The organism is Bacillus sp. CH_48 (genome assembly GCF_038008465.1).
Classification (GTDB): Bacteria; Bacillota; Bacilli; order Bacillales; family Bacillaceae_G; genus Bacillus_A; species Bacillus_A thuringiensis_S.
This window is the reverse complement of sequence record NZ_JBBOZF010000001.1, coordinates 600,073-620,624: the sequence shown is the minus strand read 5'-3', so window position 1 is coordinate 620,624 and position 20,552 is coordinate 600,073. Positions and strand designations below refer to the sequence as shown.

Below are 20,552 nucleotides of genomic sequence, written 5' to 3'. Positions count from 1 at the left end.
CTTGAGGGGGGAAGTTTGTGTATAAAGTAATTGCGAAGAGGCTTTTAAATGCAATTCCGCTTTTATTTGTTATTTCTATTATTTCTTTTTTATTAATAAAGCTAGCGCCGGGCGATCCTGTTCGAAACTTTGTAACGCCAAATATGAGTCCAATTGATGTGGAGCGTATTCGCAAAAGTTTAGGACTAGATCAACCAATTTACGTGCAGTATTTTTTATGGTTAAAAAACATTTTAACAGGGAACTTTGGTTACTCACTTCAAAATCATCGTCCTGTTTTAGATCTTATCGCAGAAAGATTACCCGCAACAATTGGATTAATGGGATCATCTTTACTCGTCTCATTCGTAATCGCAATACCACTTGGACTATTTACAGGTGTGAAAAAGAATTCATTCTTTGACCGCATTGTAAACTTTATTTCATACGTTGGTATTTCTATGCCGGTTTTCTGGTTTGCACTACTATTAGTCTACTTATTCTCCTTAAAATTGAACCTACTTCCGAGTATGGGTATGCGCACCGTAGGTAAAGACTCTGTCTGGGATATTGTGCAACACGGCATTTTACCTTGCATGGTGCTTGCGTTCCAAAGCGTATCTGTTTATATGAGATATATTCGTTCAAGTACGATTCAGCAATTAGAAGAAGAATATGTACAAATTCAATATGCGTACGGCGCTTCAAAGAAAACAGTGTTATTTAATCACGTACTTCGAAATGTATTAATCCCGATCATTACAATTTTCGGATTATCGATTCCAAGTTTAGTAGGTGGAGCGTTTATTACGGAAACAGTATTTTCATGGCCGGGTCTTGGTTCACTTGGGGTAAATGCTATTTTTAGATTTGATTATCCGATTATCATGGCAATTACATTACTATCATCATTCATGTTAATTCTCGGTAACTTAATTGCTGATATTTTATATGGCGTAGTAGATCCGCGCATTCGAATGAGGGGGTGATTTGGAATGAATAATAGGAGATTTCAAACGATAAAACATAGCTTTACGAAAAATAAGTTTGTTGCAATGGGAGTTATTATACTTGCGATTTTAACGGTCGCATCAATTTTCGCATTCGTATCGCCGTACGATCCTAGCAAAATGTCGATTCCAGATCGCTTACAAGAACCAAGTATGAGTCATCCTTTCGGAACGGATGATTACGGAAGGGATTACTTAACGAGAGCGTTATATGGCGGACGAGTTTCACTTGCGGTCGGTTTTCTTGCGATGGTTGTTTCTATTACAATCGGTACTACAGTTGGAACAATTAGCGGATATTTTGGCGGAAAGTTAGACAACTTTTTAATGCGAGTTGTTGAAGTACTGATGTCAATTCCATCATTCTTTTTAATGCTACTATTAAATGCGTATTTAAAACCAGGAATTACGACGCTAGTTCTTATTATCGGATTACTAACATGGATGGACACCGCCCGTATTGTAAGGGCAGAAACGTTATCTGTAAAAGAGCGTGAGTACGTTTTATACGCAAAAGTATCAGGACAAAAATCACTTATGATTATTGTAAGACATATCATTCCTAACATTTTATCAACCATTATTATCGCCGCGACATTAACGATTGCGACATCGATTTTAATGGAATCATCACTTAGTTTCTTAGGTTTAGGTATTAGAGAACCAGATTCTTCTTGGGGCAGCATGCTAAACAATGCGCAAGGATATATTGGTGAAGCTTGGTATTTAACACTCTTCCCAGGATTCCTTATCCTTTTAACGGTACTTAGTTTTAACGTAATTGGTGAAGCATTGAAGAAAGCTTTCGCACCAAAAGGAGCCGGACATGAAAACTAAAGTGTTAAGTGAAAGGAGTGAGAAGCGTGTCTGAAAAACTACTAGAAGTAAAAAATTTAAAGACTTCTTTTTTCATAGAAAGTGGCGAAGTTGAAGCGGTTCGCGGCGTTACATTTCGCTTAAATAAAGGAGAAGTAGTCGGTATCGTTGGGGAATCTGGAAGCGGAAAGAGTGTAATGGCGAAGTCTGTTATGTCTCTCGTTACGTCACCAGGAAAAGTGAAAGAAGGGGAAATCCTTTTTCATAATGAAAACATACTTTCTAAATCTGAAAAAGAATTACGTTCTATTAGAGGAAATCAAATTTCACTTATCTCTCAAGACCCAATGTCAGCGCTAAATCCAGTCGTGAAAATTGGGAAACAAATGACGGAAGTAATTATACGTCATCAAAAAGTGAAAAAGAAAGAAGCAGAGCAGATTGCGATCAACTTGTTAAAACAAGTCGGCCTTTCGTCGCCAGAAGAAAGGGTAAAACAATATCCGCATGAACTAAGCGGTGGTATGAAGCAGCGGGTTATGATCGCAATGGCGATGTCTTGTAATCCGGACCTTCTTATTGCTGACGAACCGACGACTGCACTTGATGTAACGATACAGGCGCAAATACTAGATTTAATGAAAAACTTAAAGAACGAAACGAATATGGCGTTACTTCTTATTACGCATGACTTAGGAATCGTCGCGCAAAACTGTACGCGCGTTATCGTTATGTATGGCGGGCTTATTATGGAAGAAGGACCTGTACTTGATATTTTCCAATCGCCGAATCATCCATATACGAAAGGGCTATTAAACTCTTTGCCAAAAATAGCGAACGGCGTAAAAGAAAGACTCGCTCCTATTCAAGGTGTAACGCCAAACTTATTAAACCCGCCACAAGGTTGCCCATTCGCAGAGCGTTGCCCGCATGCGATGGACATTTGTGAAAAAGAACGTCCGCCATATTTTGAAATCGGAAACAAAAGACGTTCCATGTGCTGGTTAAACGATAAGACAGTAGGTGATTCACATGCATGAAGAAAACTTAATTGAAGTTCGGAACTTAAAAAAGTATTTTCCTATTAAAAAAGGACTATTCGGCAGAAAAACAGAGCAATTAAAAGCAGTCGATGACTTAAGCTTCACTATTAAAAAGGGTGAAACATTCGGGTTAGTAGGGGAATCTGGCTGTGGAAAATCAACGACAGGAAGAAGTATCATTCGCTTACATGATGTCACTTCAGGTAACGTTTTGTTTGACGGAAAAGATATCGCAAGTTTAAAGGAAAGTGAACTAAAAGAATATCGAAAAAGAATGCAAATCATTTTCCAAGATCCATACGCATCATTAAACCCGGCAATGAACGTATTCCAAATTATTAGCGAACCGATGAACATTCACGGTTCCTACGAAAAAGAAGAACAAAAAGAAATCATTTTAGACCTTCTGAAAAAGGTAGGTTTAAAAGAAGAACATTTATATCGCTATCCGCACGAATTTAGCGGAGGCCAGCGCCAGCGCATTAGCATCGCGCGGGCACTATCTGTAAAACCAGACTTTATCTTATGTGACGAACCAATCTCAGCACTCGATGTCTCAGTCCAAGCACAAGTCGTAAACATGCTGCAAGACATTCAAGAAGAAACAGGCGTCACATACTTATTCATCGCACATGACCTATCTATGGTAAGGCACATATCAGACAGAATCGGAGTCATGTACTTAGGAAACATAGTAGAAATTGCCGACAGTGAAGACCTATACACAAAACCGGCACATCCATACACACAAGCACTACTTTCATCTATGCCAGAACCAGATCCAACAAACACAGGCAAAGAACGGATCATCCTAGAGGGAGAAGTACCAAGCCCACTAAACTCACCATCCGGCTGCAAATTCAGAACGCGCTGCAAATTCGCCACTGAAAAATGTGCACAGGAAGTACCGAAGATGGTGGAGATTGAGAAGGGGCATGAGGTGGCTTGTCATTTGTTTTAGAGGGAGAGCACTAGGGGGGACCTGGTGCTTTTTTCTTTTGTGTTGGGGTGTGGGGTTGATTGTAGACTAATGGTCAGTGATTGTTTATAGTTGCATTTCCTGTTATATAATTTTCCTTATTTTTCAACTATAATTGTAATGATATGTTAGATTGTATATTTTATCTTTAATATATTTAATGGAAGGGGGACTCTCTATGAAATTGCTTCGTTCATTTCTCATTTTGACTCTTGTTGTATTGTTAAGCGCATGTAATACAGCAACAAAAGTCACAAAGGTTCAAAAAAATGGCGAAACGACTTTAACAATTGGTTCTTTGCAGGGGTATTACGATGTACAAACGCTTAAAGCTGAAAAAGGAAATGTGGAAATTCCTTATGAGGCAGCAGTTGAAGAAGGTACGATTTTATTGCAAGTCACAAAAGACGATAAGGTCATTTATGAAGAAGAAGTCACTTCTCAAAAAGAAGGTTTGCTTTCTTTTGAAGCGCCAAAATCCGGATCATATGATTTAATTGTACGTGTGAAGGGTGAAGAAGAGAAAGCGAAAGGAATTCAAATACATACGAAGCTATGAAAAAACGGCAAGCGGAGTATACTCGCTTGCCGTTTCCATTTCCAATTGGTTCTGGCATAACAAATGCTCATCAATTTCAAGAAGTGAACGTAAAGTAATTCTAAAATATACAATATTTCACTTTCAGCGATGTAATCTCTAATAAAAGATTCAATAAATTTCATAATATAAATATTTAATTCTAATCATTAAAAATCCTACTTTTTCTTACTTTAATTGTTTCTAAAATATAAAGAAGAATACCTAAACCAAATATTTTTTCAGTATTAGAAATATTATTACCTAATTTAATAATCGGTACATTTAAGCCAAATCTTTCACTCCATTCTAAAGGCATATATCCCCTCTTGCAGTTTATTAATATACGATCATCCATTGTATGAAAAGACGTTTCGAAAAAATCAAATTCCACTTCTATCTCAGAAATTTTTATCTCTTTTTCATTCATCAAAGAACCACGTACCATTCCAAATCCTTGTATCATATTTTCTTTAAACATACCTACACAATTATAATTCGAATCATAAATAGCCCAATCATAATTTTCAACTTCACTTTGAAAATATGCAAGAATTTCTCCATCACTTGCTTCCAATCCAAAAACTTTTTTGTTTTTTAAAATAGGTAATGTTGAAGAAATCATCTTTGTTCCTGCTACATATCTTCCATCAGGAGTATATAAACCTAAATGTTTATTATTGCTGGGTAATTCTAACAAAACATAAGTATCAATATCCCAAAATGTTAAATCATTTTTAACTATATTTTTTTCTAGTAAATTTTCTTTTCTTAATTGCCAAAATCCAATACTAAAAAATACAAGAGAAGCTATAATAATTAAGATTACTGGTCCCCAATTAATATTACCCCAAGTATTATACATACCAATTAATCCATAAAGAAAAAGCCCAGTTCCAATTAAACACTTCAACTTCCCCCTTTTTTTATAATACTCAAATAATTCCACGCAAACACCTCTATCAGTTGGTCTTAATATTCCAATTATCCTTCAAATGGGGGGCACATTACCGAAAGTAAAAAATTGTACGCTAAGGGTGTAAAAACCTATTATAGCAGGCTTTATAGACGTTATATTTACCTTTATAATAAAAGAGGACGTGGAGTAACTTGATTATTCTTAATCATTCGACAAGATGCAACAATTTAAGATTGTATTTTTTGCTATGATAAGTAAGGAATTTACATATCGTGTTATTGGGGGATAAAAAGAGATGTTGAAAAAATTTACTACATGTATTTTAGGTGGCGCTTTAGTATTTAATTTATCTGGTTGCGGCAATACATCCGACAAAACTTCTTCAGAATCTAAAGAAACCAATTCTAAACAAGAAGAAAAGAAAGTGCAAACAACTGATGAGGCGAAAACGAAAGAGAATACAAAGCAGAAAAATACAGAACAAACAAAAGAGAAATCAAAAATAAAAGAAAAAGAGTATGCTGTAAACAAGGATTTTCATACACCTAAATTTGATGTAACTGTAAAAAGAGTTGTAGAAAGAGATAAGGTTGGTAAAGAAAGTATAGGATTCCAAAAACCTGAAGATGGACATGTCTTTATTGTTGTAGAAGCAGAAGGGAAAAATATCACAAACGAACCGATGAAATTAGCCGTTTTACCATCAGTGGATTTAGTGGATGAAAATGATAATGCTTACCAAAGTGATGTGTTGGCAGCTAGTAGTTATGCGGTTGAAAAAGGCGAGACCTCTACTATTACTAAGGAATTAAAACCAGGGGAGGTAAGGAGAGAAAGTAAAGTTTACGTGATTAATAAAGAAAAATTTGATACAGGAAAATGGTATGTACTTGTTAACAAGGAGTATAAGGAACAAATTAAATAGTGTTTATTTATGAAGAGGAGATGGCTCCTCTTTTTTTGTTATAAGTTAACACAGAATTTCGTTATAATGTAGAAATTTAATGTTTTCGAAAAAAAGAATTGACTTCTATATTAGTTGTAACTAAAATAGTTACATAAAGATGTAATGAATTTAGTTACAACTAATATCTGCTAAAAATATGATTTATATATTTAATTAAGGATGGTGGTCCATACGTTGCCACCCGGTGTAGAAAGTTACTAACACATTCAAATCAATGCATATTCCAAGCTTTAGTATTTTCTGTTACGGGGCAATAAGGTGCAACGTTATCTTTTGTTAAAAACCTTGGTGGATCTTTCTTTGGAAATATTAGTTTTGGGGAAATATAGTAAGGTATCTAAAAAAGAACAAGGTATAAAAAGATGTACTTATATAAACCAAAAATTTAGTTGAGCTGGATAATAAAAAAAAGGTAGGAGATTTAAATGGAGACGAAACAAGATAACCTTATTTACGTATGGGATGCATATTGTGGATGGTGCTATGGTTTTTCAGAAAGTATTAAAGGATTTTACAAAAACCACACTGAAGTGCCATTAACAGTTTTATGTGGAGGGTTATTTTTAGATAATTTACCAATGAAAAACTTCTCATATATAGAAGAGGGAAATAAAAGAATTAATCAACTTACAGGTGCTGAATTTGGTCCTTCCTATCAAAAATTGGTGGAGGAAGGGACTTTTAAAATGAATTCGAAAGATGCTGCAATTGGTTTTTCAGCTTTACGCTCATTAGCGCCAGACCGTTTATTAGAATTCACTTCGGCTATGCAAAAAGCGTTTTATTATGAGGGCCAAAGTCTGAGTGATCCTGAAACATATCGCAAAATTGCAATCGAGCATGGTTTGGACCCTGAACAAGTATTAGAACGTTTAAACGCTCAAGAAACAATATTAGATGTCCAAAATGATTTCAATAAAGTTCGACAGCTTGGTGTTAATAGCTATCCTTCATTACTTTTACAAAAGGATAATCAAATTATTCCTATTGGTGGTGGCGTAATGACGTCAGGTAAAATTGAAGCGCGTTTTAAAAATTTATATTAAGAAAATTTAGGATATAGTAGCAAACATGTTATCTTAAGCCACCTGACATTCATCTCCGGAATATTCGCCAGTACTATTACACTTTCAGATAAATGGGAGTGGGAGATTTTATCCCGCTTTAACGGGCAGTAAGACCCCCACCTCAAAATTCAGTGGAAGCAAAGAAGTTAGGTGGGGGATCAACTGTCCGTAAAAGTCCGATTGGTTCAACTAATAATCAGTGGGGGATGAACAAAACCCCCACTGATTAAAGTTTCACTTTATCGGAACAAGATAAAAATATGATGATTAGTTAATAACTTTAATAAAAGGAGAATAACATACTATGTTTAAAACAATCGATACAAATCAAAAAGATGTGAAATTAACGGTGTTTAGTTCGGACGAAAAAAGCTTTATGGTCACGGCAACATTAGTTGAGAAAGCAGGACATGCATTTTTAATAAACTCAAAATTTACTCAATCTGATTCGAAAGAAATTGTTGAGTATCTGAAAAAAAACAACTTATCTCTAGATAAAATCTTTATTATTCATGGGGATCCAGACTACTACTTTGGATTAGAGAGCATTAAAGCCGTTTACCCAGAAGCTATAGCGTATGCAACAGAGTCTACTGTTGAACATATCGTTCATTCTGTCTTAGGGAAATTAAAAGTTTGGAAAGACGCCCTTGGAGAAAATGCACCGAATAACGTGGTATTACCTCAAGTGTTTAAAGAAAAAACAATTGATTTTCAGGGGTTAACATTTGAACTAGTAGGCTTAGATCATTACAGAACTAGCTTATTTAATAAAGAGCTGAAAGTATTAATTGGTGGTATTGATGTATTTAACGAAATCCATGTATTCTTAGCTGATACTAGCTCAAAAGCGGCAATGGAGGCTTGGATTGAAAACTTGAAAGTGTTACAAGCATTACATGCTGACATCATTGTACCTAGCCATGGATCAATTGAAAAATCCTTAAATAATCAAGCACTTACTGCGACAATGGATTATCTAAGAACTGCGATTCAAGCTTCTGAGGAAAGTAAAACTTCAAAAGATTTTGTAGCAAGACTTGATGCAGCATATCCAGGCTATGCAAATAAAGGTGTATTAGAATTAAGTGCAAAAGTTGTAACAAAAGAAATGCCTTGGGGTTAATGATATGAATAAATATCAAAAGCTTTTACATGAAACGTATGTGTTAACTGGCGAAGGGAAATTGGATGCGTTCAAAACGTATTTAAGTGAAAATGTATCTTGGACAGAAGTTGCTGGGTTTCCATATGCGGGTACTTATATTGGTCCAGATGAAGTAGTGAAGAACGTACATGAACGTCTTGGTACGGAATGGGATAACTATAGTGCAAAAGATGAAATTTATACTTTTAATAACAATACTGTTATTGTGTATGGAAAATATAGTGGAACATATAAAGCTACAGGGAAGTCATTTGTAGCAGATTTTTGTCATCTTTATAAGTTTGATGAGAACGATAAGGTTAAGAAGTTTATTCAAATTGTGGACAGTGCAACTGTTAATGAGGTATTAAGTTAGAGTTAATCGTTTCTAATATGCCTTGTATAGGGGGAGGATAAATGAAATTCCTAACATTACCCCTGACATTACATTTTGGGGAAGGTTTCTCCTTCTTCAAACTTTTTATAGAAGAAAACTTATTTAAGTAGAAGAGGTAGGTATATATGAAATTAGAGAAAAGTTTAATCATAACAATTATTTCTGTATTTATTTTAGGAGTAGTTTCGACTTTGGTATATCAAGCTTCCACCGGTAATAACAAAGGGAACTCAATAAAGAGCGAGAATGTTACTTCTGTATCAAAAGAAGTGAAAGAAAATGAAAAGAATAAAAAGATGGTAGTTGATTTCTATAATGAAGTTTTTAACAAACATAATATCGATATTATCCCTAAATATGTTAGCGAAGATTATAAGCAACATAATCCTTTTGTTGCTGATGGACGAAAAGCCTTCATGGATTTCTTTAAGGAGGATTTTGTTAAAAATCCTAATTCCTCTGCAGAGATTAAACGTGTAGTAGCTGAAGGGGATACGGTTGCTCTTCATGTACACTCTCGTACTAATTCTCAAGATAAGGGAGTTGCTATAGTGGATATATTTCGTATCAAGGATGGAAAGATTGTCGAACACTGGGATGTAATTCAAGAGATTCCAAGTGAAGCAGCTAATGATAATACGATGTTTTAGATAGAAGATATATTTAATAATTGTTTAATTGATAGTGCTGTATAGAATTTAGAAATTTAGATAATTAGTTATCAAATTTGGAAATCATTTAAAAATAGCATATTAAATGATGGCACAAATTAATACGAAATAGCTCTTTAATAAAAAATCCTACTCAGTAAAAAATGAGTAGGATTTTTTATTAAAGAATAGTGCTAATTTTGTGGTTCGACACCATCTAAATTTGGAAACCATGAAAGTATAGGTACTCTATATCCACGTAAATTAAAATTGTAATTTTTTCCTTCTTTTATGTTTGCTTGCAGATCCACTGAATTAAACTTCATCATAAGAAGGCTATTCTCATTAGAAATAACTTTTTCGGTTCCATTTTTTTGCTCAACCTAGTACAATCTCACCAATTTAAAAAGACCACCATTACTGGCAGTCCTTTTTTGGTAGTTTTAGAAATTAAATTATAACATATTAAGATATGGATTATAAATATATTTTTCCGAAAGATACTATAAGTTTTTTATAATTCTTGATTTCTCAATTTCCATTGCATACTGAATTTTCCTGTAAGTATTAATAACTAACATTAAAATTATCAATCCACTAGATTATTAGAAAAAACTGGTTATCTATATATTTTTTGGTAAAATATAGATATAATTTAAGAGGGTAAAGTTAATATAGATCAACTAAGTAATGATAAGAAAATATTTTATTGCATAAAAAAAGGCTCCATTGCTGGAGCACTCAAAATAAACAAACGAATTAAAACAAGAAACAGACAATTTAACTATATAGATAAAACATAAATAAATCTATATATATGTAAAGATTCATATAAAAACTCTATTTATTGATGCTATAATATGTTTACTCGATGATTGTTATATTTTTTTATGGTTTTTAAGCAATAAATACCTTCTTAACACCAAGTGTACAAGTAAAAGAAGACATCTTAAGCGATGTCTTCTTTTCTTAACCTACAAAAAGAAGAACTACAATTCAACGGTTATTTTTTAAAGGCTCAAAATATAGTTAGAATACAAGTAAAAACTACAGAATTGCCAATAAAAGCTATAGTAGAAATAATAGATGCTCAAACACCAGAAACTATTGCTTGGTTTGTAACAAAAGAGGATGCATTTGTTGATGATGAATGTACTCAAGATGTAACAACAGAAATAATAAAAGAAGCTAAAGTAAGAATGCGAGAACCTCTAAAATTATCAGTAAGTCCTTCATCTACTGAAATTGATAATAAAAAAGTATTTATAGTACATGGACATGATGAGAGTGTAAAAATTTCCGTCGCTAGGTTTCTGGAAAGGTTAGATTTGAAACCAATAATTTTACATGAACAAGCTAGTGGTGGATCAACAATTATTGAAAAAATAGAAAATAATACAGAGGTAGGGTTTGGAATTGTACTTTATACGCCTTGTGATTTAGGTAAGGCTAAGAATGATGATGAACTACAAATGAGAGCTAGACAAAATGTTGTATTTGAACATGGATATCTAATTGCTAGATTGGGAAGATCCAATGTTTGTGCATTAGTTAAAGATAATATCGAAAAACCAAATGATATATCAGGAGTTGTATATGTTAACTATGATTCAGGGAATGGTTGGCACATGGCGTTATTTAAAGAGCTAAAAAATGCCGGCTACGAGTTAGATGCAAATAAGTTATTTGTATAATTTATTACTATTTATGAGGTGTTTAAATGCTACTTTTCTTCAGAACCATATATTCAGCCATTGCGCGTTAGCATTTTTATAGTGACAACCTTAAAGATACGTCGGAAGAGTTATTTGGCAGTCTTTCTGTGGTATCGAGTGTAGAGATGGTTAGCTACTTATCTGTTTAGGCATAATCTAGGATCTTTAGAATTCTTAATTTGAACAATCTATTTTTATATTATTTAAATAGTAATCTTTTATAGACCCACTCATTTTAGTTAACCTTTGTTCAAATATAAATGAAGTCGCAATTGTAACTAGATGCACAATTAATCAAAATAGAAAAAAGTACCTATAAGAGTAGGTGCTTTTTTCTTTGTTATATATAAATTATACATTAATTTATATTTGGAACACTTTAAAAAGAAAAGATGATGATGGATTTATTAATAGATGCGTATAACTATATGTATATATTTAATGCATATATTATTTTTAGATAAATATATATATCTTTCAGTAAGAATGCACCATTCTTCGCTATTTACTTATATTTATAATTTAACTAATTCATTATAATATCAATGTTGATTTAAAGTTTTTTGTACAAAATGAACAGATGGGATTTTTTTAGGGATGCAAATACAATGAATCATTCTGTTTTCTTAATTGACTAAATTTTTAAAATTTAAATCTTCAAATGTTAATACTTGTTATATAATTGACTTATTAAGGCATTGCCCCTAAAAGTTAATATGCCTAATGAGATTGTTTACGTTTTCCTTATGGGGTAGCACCAACATTTCATAGATTCTGTACGCTAAGGCTATAATCTTTATAATTCCTGAGCGTACGAAATTCGCGCTTTGTTGTTGGGACCGCTATGAGTACTGTTAAATATAATATTCAAGGAGTGATATAATGAATACTAATCTTAAATTATCAAACAGACCAGAACACACTGTTCAAAAATTATTTGAACAGCAAGTAATTCAGAATCCAGATTCTGTTGCGTTGGTATATAAAGATCAACAGTTAACTTATAAGGAATTAAATGAAAAAGTAAATCAATTAGCTTTTTATCTACAAAAACGAAACATAGGCCCTGAAAGTATGGTAGGGGTTTATATAGAACGTTCTTTAGAGATGATTGTAAGTATATTAGGAATAATAAAAGCTGGTGGCGCATATGTCCCACTAGATCCCGCATATCCAACAAAGAGGCTTAAATATATCTTGAAAGATGCCAACATACAAGTATTGCTAACCCAAAACCATCCAACACAGTGGATACCTAAAGAAATAGACTGTATTAATATAAAAGAACATGAAATGAATATTTCGAGAGAAAAAAATATAAATCCTACAATTGAAGTTAAACCAGATAATTTGGCATATGTAATCTATACATCTGGATCTACAGGAAAACCCAAAGGGGTATTAATTGAACAAAAAAGCTTATGTAACTTTATTATTTCTAGTATTAATTTAACAAAAATGAATTCAGACAGTAGAAATATTCAATTTGCCTCATTATCATTTGATGCTTCAGTATTTGAGATATTTACTAGCCTAGTTTCAGGTGGAACTTTATATGTATGTAGTCAACACGATATTATGCCAGTTGAACCACTTACTCAGTTCTTGCAAAAGAATAAAATTACACATGCACTTTTACCCCCTACGGTACTTAATTTGTTAGATGAATCTGTATTTAAAGATTTACAGGTTGTTATTTCTGCGGGGTCAGCCTGTAGTGAACAAGTGGCAAAACGATGGATGCAAAATCACCTTTTTATTAATGCGTATGGTCCAACAGAAACTACAGTTTATACCGTTGCGGGAATATACAAAGGAGATGGAGCACCTCCTATTGGTCGGTCCATTCCCAATGTAGAGGTATATGTATTAAATGAAGCTAAAAAACTTGTCCCTATTGGAACAGTAGGTGAACTTTATATAGGAGGTATCGCATTAGCACGAGGATATTTGAATCAACCTGAATTAACAAAGGCCTCATTTATCCCACACCCATTCAAGAATAGCTCTAATGATAGATTATATCGGACTGGTGATTTAGTTAAATATTTACCTGATGGAAATATAGAATATATAGGAAGAGCTGATAAACAAGTTAAGATTAGAGGATTTCGAATTGAGTTAGGTGAAATTGAAACAATATTAGGAAATCATCCAGACATTAAAGAAGTTACTGTGGTAGCGCAAGAAGATTCATTTGGAGATAACATCTTAGTAGCCTATATTGTGGGCGAAGGAGATACACAAGAGTGGAGAAAACATGTAGGGGTACATCTTCCAAATTATATGGTCCCGGCTCATTTTATCAAGATAGAATCATTGCCATTAACTGTTAATGGGAAGGTAGATAAAGATGCTTTACCTGCATGGGCCTCTATTATACAAACGAACGATGGATATATAGCACCTCGGAATAGAGTAGAGCAAAAAATGGTAGAAATTTGGTCAGAGGTATTAGGGATTGACTCCTCTGCCATTGGAATAAACGATAATTTTTTTGAGTTAGGTGGACACTCTCTCCTAGCAACTAAAATAACTTCACGTTTAGGTGTTGATTTTTCAATTCTAGTACAAATACGTGATATATTTGAATACCCTACCATTAAACATTTCTCAAAACGTTTAACATTTTTATTGGGAAAAACGGGGGAGATCGATGTTTTTACACCATTACAATCAGTTAAACGTGAACAATACGAACCATTATCTTTCGCTCAACAGCGTTTATGGATAATGGATAAAATTGTAACAAATAGTGCGCTTTACAATGTCCCGATTGCATGGCGTTTAAAAGGAAAATGGAACATTGATATGTTAAAAAAAGGATATAATGCAATAATACATCGCCATGAAATTCTACGGACAGTATTTCATGAAGTTGAAGGAAAACCAGTGCAAATTGTTCAACAAGATATAACAGTTCCCTTATCAGTAATTGATTTGCGTTATCTTTCTCTTTCTCCTGAAGATAAAACATCTAAAATAGAAAATATATCAAAAATAGAAGCTAAAAAGCCATTTGATTTAAGCCAAGGACCTTTATTACGTACTCATTTAATAATAATGGACAATAAAGAGTTAGTACTTCTTTGCACCATCCATCATATTATTTTTGATCGCTGGTCATTAGATACCTTTATCAATGAATGGATGAGTTTTTATCAGGCATTTTTAGAAAACGAAACTGAAAAGCTTCCCCCTTTACCTGTTCAGTATATTGATTTTACAAAATGGCAAAAAAGTTGGTTAACAGAAGACATTATACAAAAACAAATAGCATATTGGGGGAAAGAATTACGCGGTTTACTTCCTATATTGGAACTCCCATTGGATTATCCTCGTCCAATAATACAAAGCTATAATGGAGATACGTATCAAATTGTCATACCCAATAAATTGTTAGAAAAAATAAAAGTATTCAATTCTAAGGAAGGCGTTACATTATTCGCCACATTATTAGCAAGTTATCAAGGGTTTCTTTCTCGTTATACCAATCAAAAAGATATTTTAGTAGGCAGCCCGATTGCAAATAGGAATTATCCAGGAGTTGAAGATCTTATTGGATTCTTTGCAAATACTGTAGTCTATCGTGCAGATTGCTCAAATAATATAACATTTAAAGAATTGGTCCAACAAATAAAGAAAAAAATGTTAGATGCACAAGAAAACCAGGACGTTCCTTTTGAAAAAGTTATAGAAGCTATACAACCAGAACGTGATATGAGTTATTCTCCATTATTTCAGACAATGTTTGTTTTTCACAATCAATTAAAAGAGTTACCAAAATTATTAGATCATAGCGTAGAAAAAATCCCTAGACATATGAATGGTGCAAAGTTTGATATAACTATAGCAATGGAAGAGATACCAACAGGATTACAAGTGGATTTTGAATATAATACAGACTTATTTAAGGTTTCTACAATAAAAAGAATGGCTCAATCTTTTGAAATTTGGCTAGATGAAATTTTACAATTTCCGGAGGAACCTATTGAGAATCTAAGAATACTCACTAAGAACGAAGAAAAGCAATTATTACATGAATGGACTAACATAGAGGGCAATTATCAAAAAGATGTAGTGATTCAAGAGTTATTTGAACAGCAAGTAATTCAGAATCCAGATTCTGTTGCGTTGGTATATAAAGATCAACAGTTAACTTATAAGGAATTAAATGAAAAAGTAAATCAATTAGCTTTTTATCTACAAAAACGAAACATAGGCCCTGAAAGTATGGTAGGGGTTTATATAGAACGTTCTTTAGAGATGATTGTAAGTATATTAGGAATAATAAAAGCTGGTGGCGCATATGTCCCACTAGATCCCGCATATCCAACAAAGAGGCTTGAATATATCTTGAAAGATGCCAACATACAAGTATTGCTGACACAAAGTCATCTAACACAGTGGATACCTAAAGAAATAGACTGTATTGATATAAAAGAACATGAAATGAATATTTCGAGAGAAAAAAATATAAATCCTACAATTGAAGTTAAACCAGATAATTTGGCATATGTAATTTATACATCTGGATCCACAGGAAATCCAAAGGGTGTCCTTTATGAACAAAAAGGTCTATGTAATTTTATTAATGCCAGCATTAATTTTACAAAATTAAATACGGGTAGTAAGGTAGTTCAGTTTTCTTCAATTGCATTTGATGTTTCACTATATGATATCTTCGCAACTCTGGTGTCTGGTGGAACTTTATATGTATGTGGTCAACAAGATATTATGCCAGTCGAGCCACTTACCCAGTTTTTGCTAGAAAAAAAAATTACGCATGCATTTTTACCACCTACGGTACTAAATCTGTTAGATGAATCTAAATTTGAGGAATTACAAACTGTTATTTCTGCGGGTTCAGTCTGTAGTGAACAAGTGGCAAAACGATGGGTGAAAAATCACCTCTTTATAAATGCATATGGTCCAACAGAAGCATCGGTTGCTACTATAGACATTTATAGCGGCAAAGGGACACCACCTATTGGTCGATCTATTCCCAATGTAGAGGTATATGTATTAAATGAAGCTAAAAAACTTGTCCCTATTGGGACAGTAGGTGAACTTTATATAGGAGGTATCGCATTAGCACGAGGATATTTGAATCAACCTGAATTAACAAAGGCCTCATTTATCCCACACCCATTCAAGAATAGCTCTAATGATAGATTATATCGGACTGGTGATTTAGTTAAATATTTACCTGATGGAAATATAGAATATATAGGAAGAGCTGATAAACAAGTTAAGATTAGAGGATTTCGAATTGAGTTAGGTGAAATTGAAACAATATTAGGAAATCATCCAGACATTAAAGAAGTTACTGTGGTAGCGCAAGAAGATTCATTTGGAGATAACATCTTAGTAGCCTATATTGTGGGCGAAGGAGATACACAAGAGTGGAGAAAACATGTAGGGGTACATCTTCCAAATTATATGGTCCCGGCTCATTTTATCAAGATAGAATCATTGCCATTAACTGTTAATGGGAAGGTAGATAAAGATGCTTTACCTGCATGGGCCTCTATTATACAAACGAACGAGGGATATATAGCACCTCGGAATAGAGTAGAGCAAAAAATGGTAGAAATTTGGTCAGAGGTATTAGGGATTGACTCCTCTGTCATTGGGATAAATGATAATTTTTTTGATCTAGGTGGGCACTCTTTAAAAATTATGAGTACTTTAGTAAAAACATTTTCTGAAGGTTGGAATGTAACTATTAAAGATTACTTTGAATTAAAAACAATTAATAATATAGCTAAAAAAATTCAATATGGATATAAAGTAAATTCACATTCAGATACATTAGATATTAAATTGACAACTCCTCCAAAGAAGCTAAAGAAAACAAAAAGACACGAATTTAGTAATAATAGCAAAATACTTTTAACAGGTGCTACAGGATTCTTAGGTATTCACCTACTAGAACAACTATTGGATACTACAGAATGTAAGATATATTGTTTAGTTCGTGGGGAAAATAAACAAGAGGCAAATAATCGTTTATTACACATGTTAAAATTTTATTTTAAAAATAAATTTGTAAGCTATCAATCTTTAGTAAATCAACGTATCTTTATTGTACAAGGTGATTTAGCTAAACAAAATATGGGATTAGAAAACGAATTATATAAGGAGCTTCATCAACAAATATCAACTGTTATTCATGCTGCAGCTTTAACAAAACATTTTGGCGAGTATAGTGAATTTGAAAGAGCAAATGTCCAGGCGGTAAAAGAACTTCTTGCATTTGTTGGTGATACTAAGGATTTACATCATATATCTACAACTGGTGTAGCCGGACAATTTGCATTAAATGAAACGGAAACAATATTTAAAGAAAGCGATTTTTATGTAAAACAAAATTACAAAGATAATGTGTATGTGAAAAGTAAATTTTTGGCGGAATATGAAATATTCAAGGCAATATTAAGGGGAACAGATGCTACTATTTATAGAGTAGGAAATCTTACAAATAGATATATTGATGGACAACATCAATATAACTTCACCGAAAATGCATTTATGAGCAAATTAAAATTTATATTACAATATGGTATCGTGACAGATGTATTATTATCAAGTGAAGTTGAGTTTACACCTGTAGATTATTGCAGCAAAATTATCACAGGGTTTGTAACTTCAAATGAAATAAATGAAAATAGCAAAAATTGCGTAAATCATATATATAATCATCTTACGTTAAATTTAAATGTACTTGTAAAATTACTAAATTCAATGGGATATCCAATTAAAGTAATTTCTGAAACAGAGTATCAACAATTTATTTTAGAACTTTCTAAAGATAAAAAGAAACAGGAAGATATTCAAAACCTCATGACATTTGAAGAACCAAAAGATAATTGTTATAAACCAATAAATCTTGATTCGACTGAAACTCAAAAAACACTAAAATTATTAGGTATTCAATGGCCTATTATTAATAGTGAATATATACAACAAATTATTAATTATATGACGAGTGTTACTGGTAGTAATTCTGTTGCAAAGCTTTTTAAACAAAGTTACACTTTAAAAAACTGAACAGACTCATGAGAAATGAGAAATTTTAAAGGAACACAGTTAAAAAAATACGCAAAATTTTTTAGACAAAATCACTGAAATAGGACAAGCTTTTAGGCGGAATTATATGCATAATTATTGTGATTCTATCCTTTATAAGGAAATAATTTTTAGTCAGCAAACACATGTAACCTTTTGAATATTGGGTAAAAGACACCCTAGTAGAGTTTTTCATATCGTATGAGACATTGCTGTCAAAAAATTGCAAACAGATGGGAAAATACAACAAGCTATTATCCAACAAAGAAAGAAATACCCCCATAGAATACGTTAGAGCGTTAGATACATTAGAAGAATTTAATGAATTGAATTTAGACTATGTAGAGACGAGTATGAAGGAATAATAACAATATAACAAGTACTTTTTCAGCTTTCTACGTTATATAAGGTAAGGGGAAAACTGTCATCGAGATTACAATTTTAAGTGGATTATCTTTTTCTTTATGGGGAATAACATCGTTAAACACGTTATATGAACAAGCTACAGTAACAAAAGGAGATGTGTAGCATTGGAACAGGGAGTAGCGGATATTTAAGTTGATAATTGGGAACAGGAAATGAATAAATGATAGGTGAAGGATTCTTGGGAACCCATGGTTCTTACAACAGATAAAAGATCCCTTCGTTTGTTACGAAAAGAATCTTTTATCTGTTGTGTTTTTTTGTTCTTTTGTTCCCGTATTCCTTTTCATTTTAGGTTTCAAAAATATATAAAATCAATTTTAAGACAAATTACTTACATTAATATGCTAATATCAATAGTAGATATTTTATCTTAAATTAATGAAAAAGAAAGGTGATACTAATGAATTCGACACCAATTGATTCTGAAATCTTTAAGGACCAGTTTGGTACAAAACAAATGAGAACAAATTTTTCAGACGAGAATTTAATACAATTGTGGCTTAATTCAGAAGTTTCCTTAGCAAAAGCTGAAGCTAAATTAGGTATTATACCTCAAAATGCAGCGACTAATATTGCAAATGCAGCTGACCAAAATAAACTTGATTTTAATAAGATTAGAGAAGGAATGAAAAAAACTGGACACCCCTTTGTAGCATTCCTACATGAGTTCGAGAGTTTATGTGATGAAGAATCACGTAAGTACATTCATTGGGGAGCAACAACACAAGATATAATTGACACGGGACTTACCCTGCAAATTAAAGGTGCTCATGAACTTATTTATAATCAAACTCAAGAAATATTAAAGATATGTTTGAGATTAAGCCAGCAATATAAGTCAACAGTAATGCCAGGCAGAACGTTAGGTCAGCATGCCTTACCGATTACTTTTGGATATAAGATATCTATATGGTCAGATGAACTTGGTCGTCACTTAGAAAGGTTACAACAAGGTGCAGACCGATATTTAGTGGGGCAACTGGGAGGTGCAGTTGGTACTTTAGCTTCATTAGGAGCGCAAGGGTTAGCTGTTAGAAAAGAGTATGTAAAAAATTTAAACCTAATTGAACCCTTAGTATCTTGGCACACGTCTAGAGACCGATTTGCAGAATTTAGCATGATTTTAAATATGATTGGAGCAACTACAGCTAAAGTTGCAGAAGAAATAATAAGCCTTCAAGGAACAGAGATTAGAGAAGTAGAAGAGGGGTACCATTCTGGTAAAGTAGGAAGTAGCACTATGCCGCATAAAAGAAATCCTATGACTTGCTCTTATATTGTGGGATTAACTAAAATAGTCAATAGAAAATCAACTTTAGCTATTGACAGTATGATTCAGAAACACGAAAGAGATGTTACATTTTGGCAATCTGAATGGTCTTATATTTCGGAAATTTGCATAACTTTAAGCGGCGCATTAGAACAACTTAAAAATGTCTTAACAAACTTAATAGTAAATGAAGAACAAATGAAAAAGAATCTTTTTCTTACCAAAGGTTTAATAGTATCTGAGAACGTAATGTTAGAATTGGGGAAGATAATTGGTAGAACTACTGCCCATGATTTATTGTACGAATTAACAATGAGAGCTTTTGAAGAAGACAAAGATTTAAAAGATATTTTATTAGAAGACAATGAAATTAAGAAGTATTTTAGCGATGAAGAGATAAATTCCCTTACTAATCCAGAATCATACACAGGGTTGAGTGAAAAGTTTGTTGATGATGTTTATAACAAGTGGTTGAGTTATACATAAAACCAATTTAAGACCATTAGCTGAGGAATAATT

At 32.9% G+C, this 20,552-nt stretch carries 14 protein-coding genes; 13 read left to right on the top strand and 1 reads right to left on the bottom strand.

The window, feature by feature from the left end:
* Positions 1 to 17 precede the first annotated feature (17 nt).
* From N2V92_RS02890 to N2V92_RS02870, 5 genes are all read left to right on the top strand, one after another.
* A complete protein-coding gene (locus N2V92_RS02890; protein WP_016078045.1) occupies positions 18 to 968 on the top strand; it encodes an ABC transporter permease in 951 nt (316 codons plus the stop codon).
* A gap of 6 nt (positions 969 to 974) precedes the next feature.
* Entirely contained in the window at positions 975 to 1,826 is an 852-nt protein-coding gene (locus tag N2V92_RS02885) for an ABC transporter permease (protein WP_016078044.1), read from the top strand.
* Positions 1,827 to 1,852: 26 nt separating this feature from the next.
* Positions 1,853 to 2,845 carry an ABC transporter ATP-binding protein gene (locus N2V92_RS02880; protein ID WP_001291161.1) on the top strand — a complete coding sequence of 331 codons (993 nt, stop codon included), beginning with the start codon at positions 1,853 to 1,855 and terminating at the stop codon, positions 2,843 to 2,845.
* On the top strand, positions 2,838 to 3,809 hold the full coding sequence (locus tag N2V92_RS02875) for an ABC transporter ATP-binding protein (RefSeq protein WP_000544137.1): 972 nt from the start codon (positions 2,838 to 2,840) through the stop codon (positions 3,807 to 3,809). Before N2V92_RS02880 ends, N2V92_RS02875 begins: the two co-directional genes overlap by 8 nt.
* A 196-nt stretch (positions 3,810 to 4,005) precedes the next feature.
* Positions 4,006 to 4,386 (top strand): BA_1872 family lipoprotein, encoded by a 381-nt coding sequence (locus tag N2V92_RS02870; RefSeq protein ID WP_000771857.1) that lies wholly within the window; start codon positions 4,006 to 4,008, stop codon positions 4,384 to 4,386.
* A 181-nt stretch (positions 4,387 to 4,567) separates the two neighbouring features.
* Here N2V92_RS02870 and N2V92_RS02865 read toward each other — a convergent pair whose 3' ends face one another.
* Entirely contained in the window at positions 4,568 to 5,353 is a 786-nt protein-coding gene (locus N2V92_RS02865) for a hypothetical protein (protein WP_016078043.1), read from the bottom strand.
* A 265-nt stretch (positions 5,354 to 5,618) separates the two neighbouring features.
* On the opposite strand from N2V92_RS02865, the gene N2V92_RS02860 reads away from it, so the two are divergent.
* The 8 genes from N2V92_RS02860 (at position 5,619) to purB (ending at position 20,519) form a co-directional block, all read left to right on the top strand.
* A complete protein-coding gene (locus N2V92_RS02860) occupies positions 5,619 to 6,248 on the top strand; it encodes a hypothetical protein (protein ID WP_000913403.1) in 630 nt (209 codons plus the stop codon).
* Between the two features lie 467 nt (positions 6,249 to 6,715).
* Positions 6,716 to 7,336 (top strand): DsbA family protein, encoded by a 621-nt coding sequence (locus tag N2V92_RS02855; protein WP_000448625.1) that lies wholly within the window; start codon positions 6,716 to 6,718, stop codon positions 7,334 to 7,336.
* 325 nt (positions 7,337 to 7,661) lie between these two features.
* Complete coding sequence (locus tag N2V92_RS02850; RefSeq protein ID WP_000477270.1) at positions 7,662 to 8,483, top strand: hypothetical protein; 822 nt, start codon at positions 7,662 to 7,664, stop codon at positions 8,481 to 8,483.
* A 4-nt stretch (positions 8,484 to 8,487) separates the two neighbouring features.
* Positions 8,488 to 8,880, top strand: a complete 393-nt coding sequence (locus N2V92_RS02845; protein WP_016078042.1) for a nuclear transport factor 2 family protein — start codon at positions 8,488 to 8,490, stop codon at positions 8,878 to 8,880.
* Between the two features lie 146 nt (positions 8,881 to 9,026).
* Entirely contained in the window at positions 9,027 to 9,551 is a 525-nt protein-coding gene (locus N2V92_RS02840; protein ID WP_000764218.1) for a nuclear transport factor 2 family protein, read from the top strand.
* Positions 9,552 to 10,507: 956 nt separating this feature from the next.
* The gene (locus N2V92_RS02835; RefSeq protein ID WP_000093953.1) at positions 10,508 to 11,245 is read left to right on the top strand and encodes a TIR domain-containing protein; all 738 of its coding nucleotides are present in this window, start codon (positions 10,508 to 10,510) and stop codon (positions 11,243 to 11,245) included.
* 903 nt (positions 11,246 to 12,148) lie between these two features.
* On the top strand, positions 12,149 to 18,319 hold the full coding sequence (locus N2V92_RS02830; protein WP_042597206.1) for a non-ribosomal peptide synthetase: 6,171 nt from the start codon (positions 12,149 to 12,151) through the stop codon (positions 18,317 to 18,319).
* Between the two features lie 844 nt (positions 18,320 to 19,163).
* Positions 19,164 to 20,519, top strand: a complete 1,356-nt coding sequence (purB, locus tag N2V92_RS02825; protein ID WP_016078039.1) for an adenylosuccinate lyase — start codon at positions 19,164 to 19,166, stop codon at positions 20,517 to 20,519.
* The last annotated feature ends 33 nt before the right edge of the window (positions 20,520 to 20,552 follow it).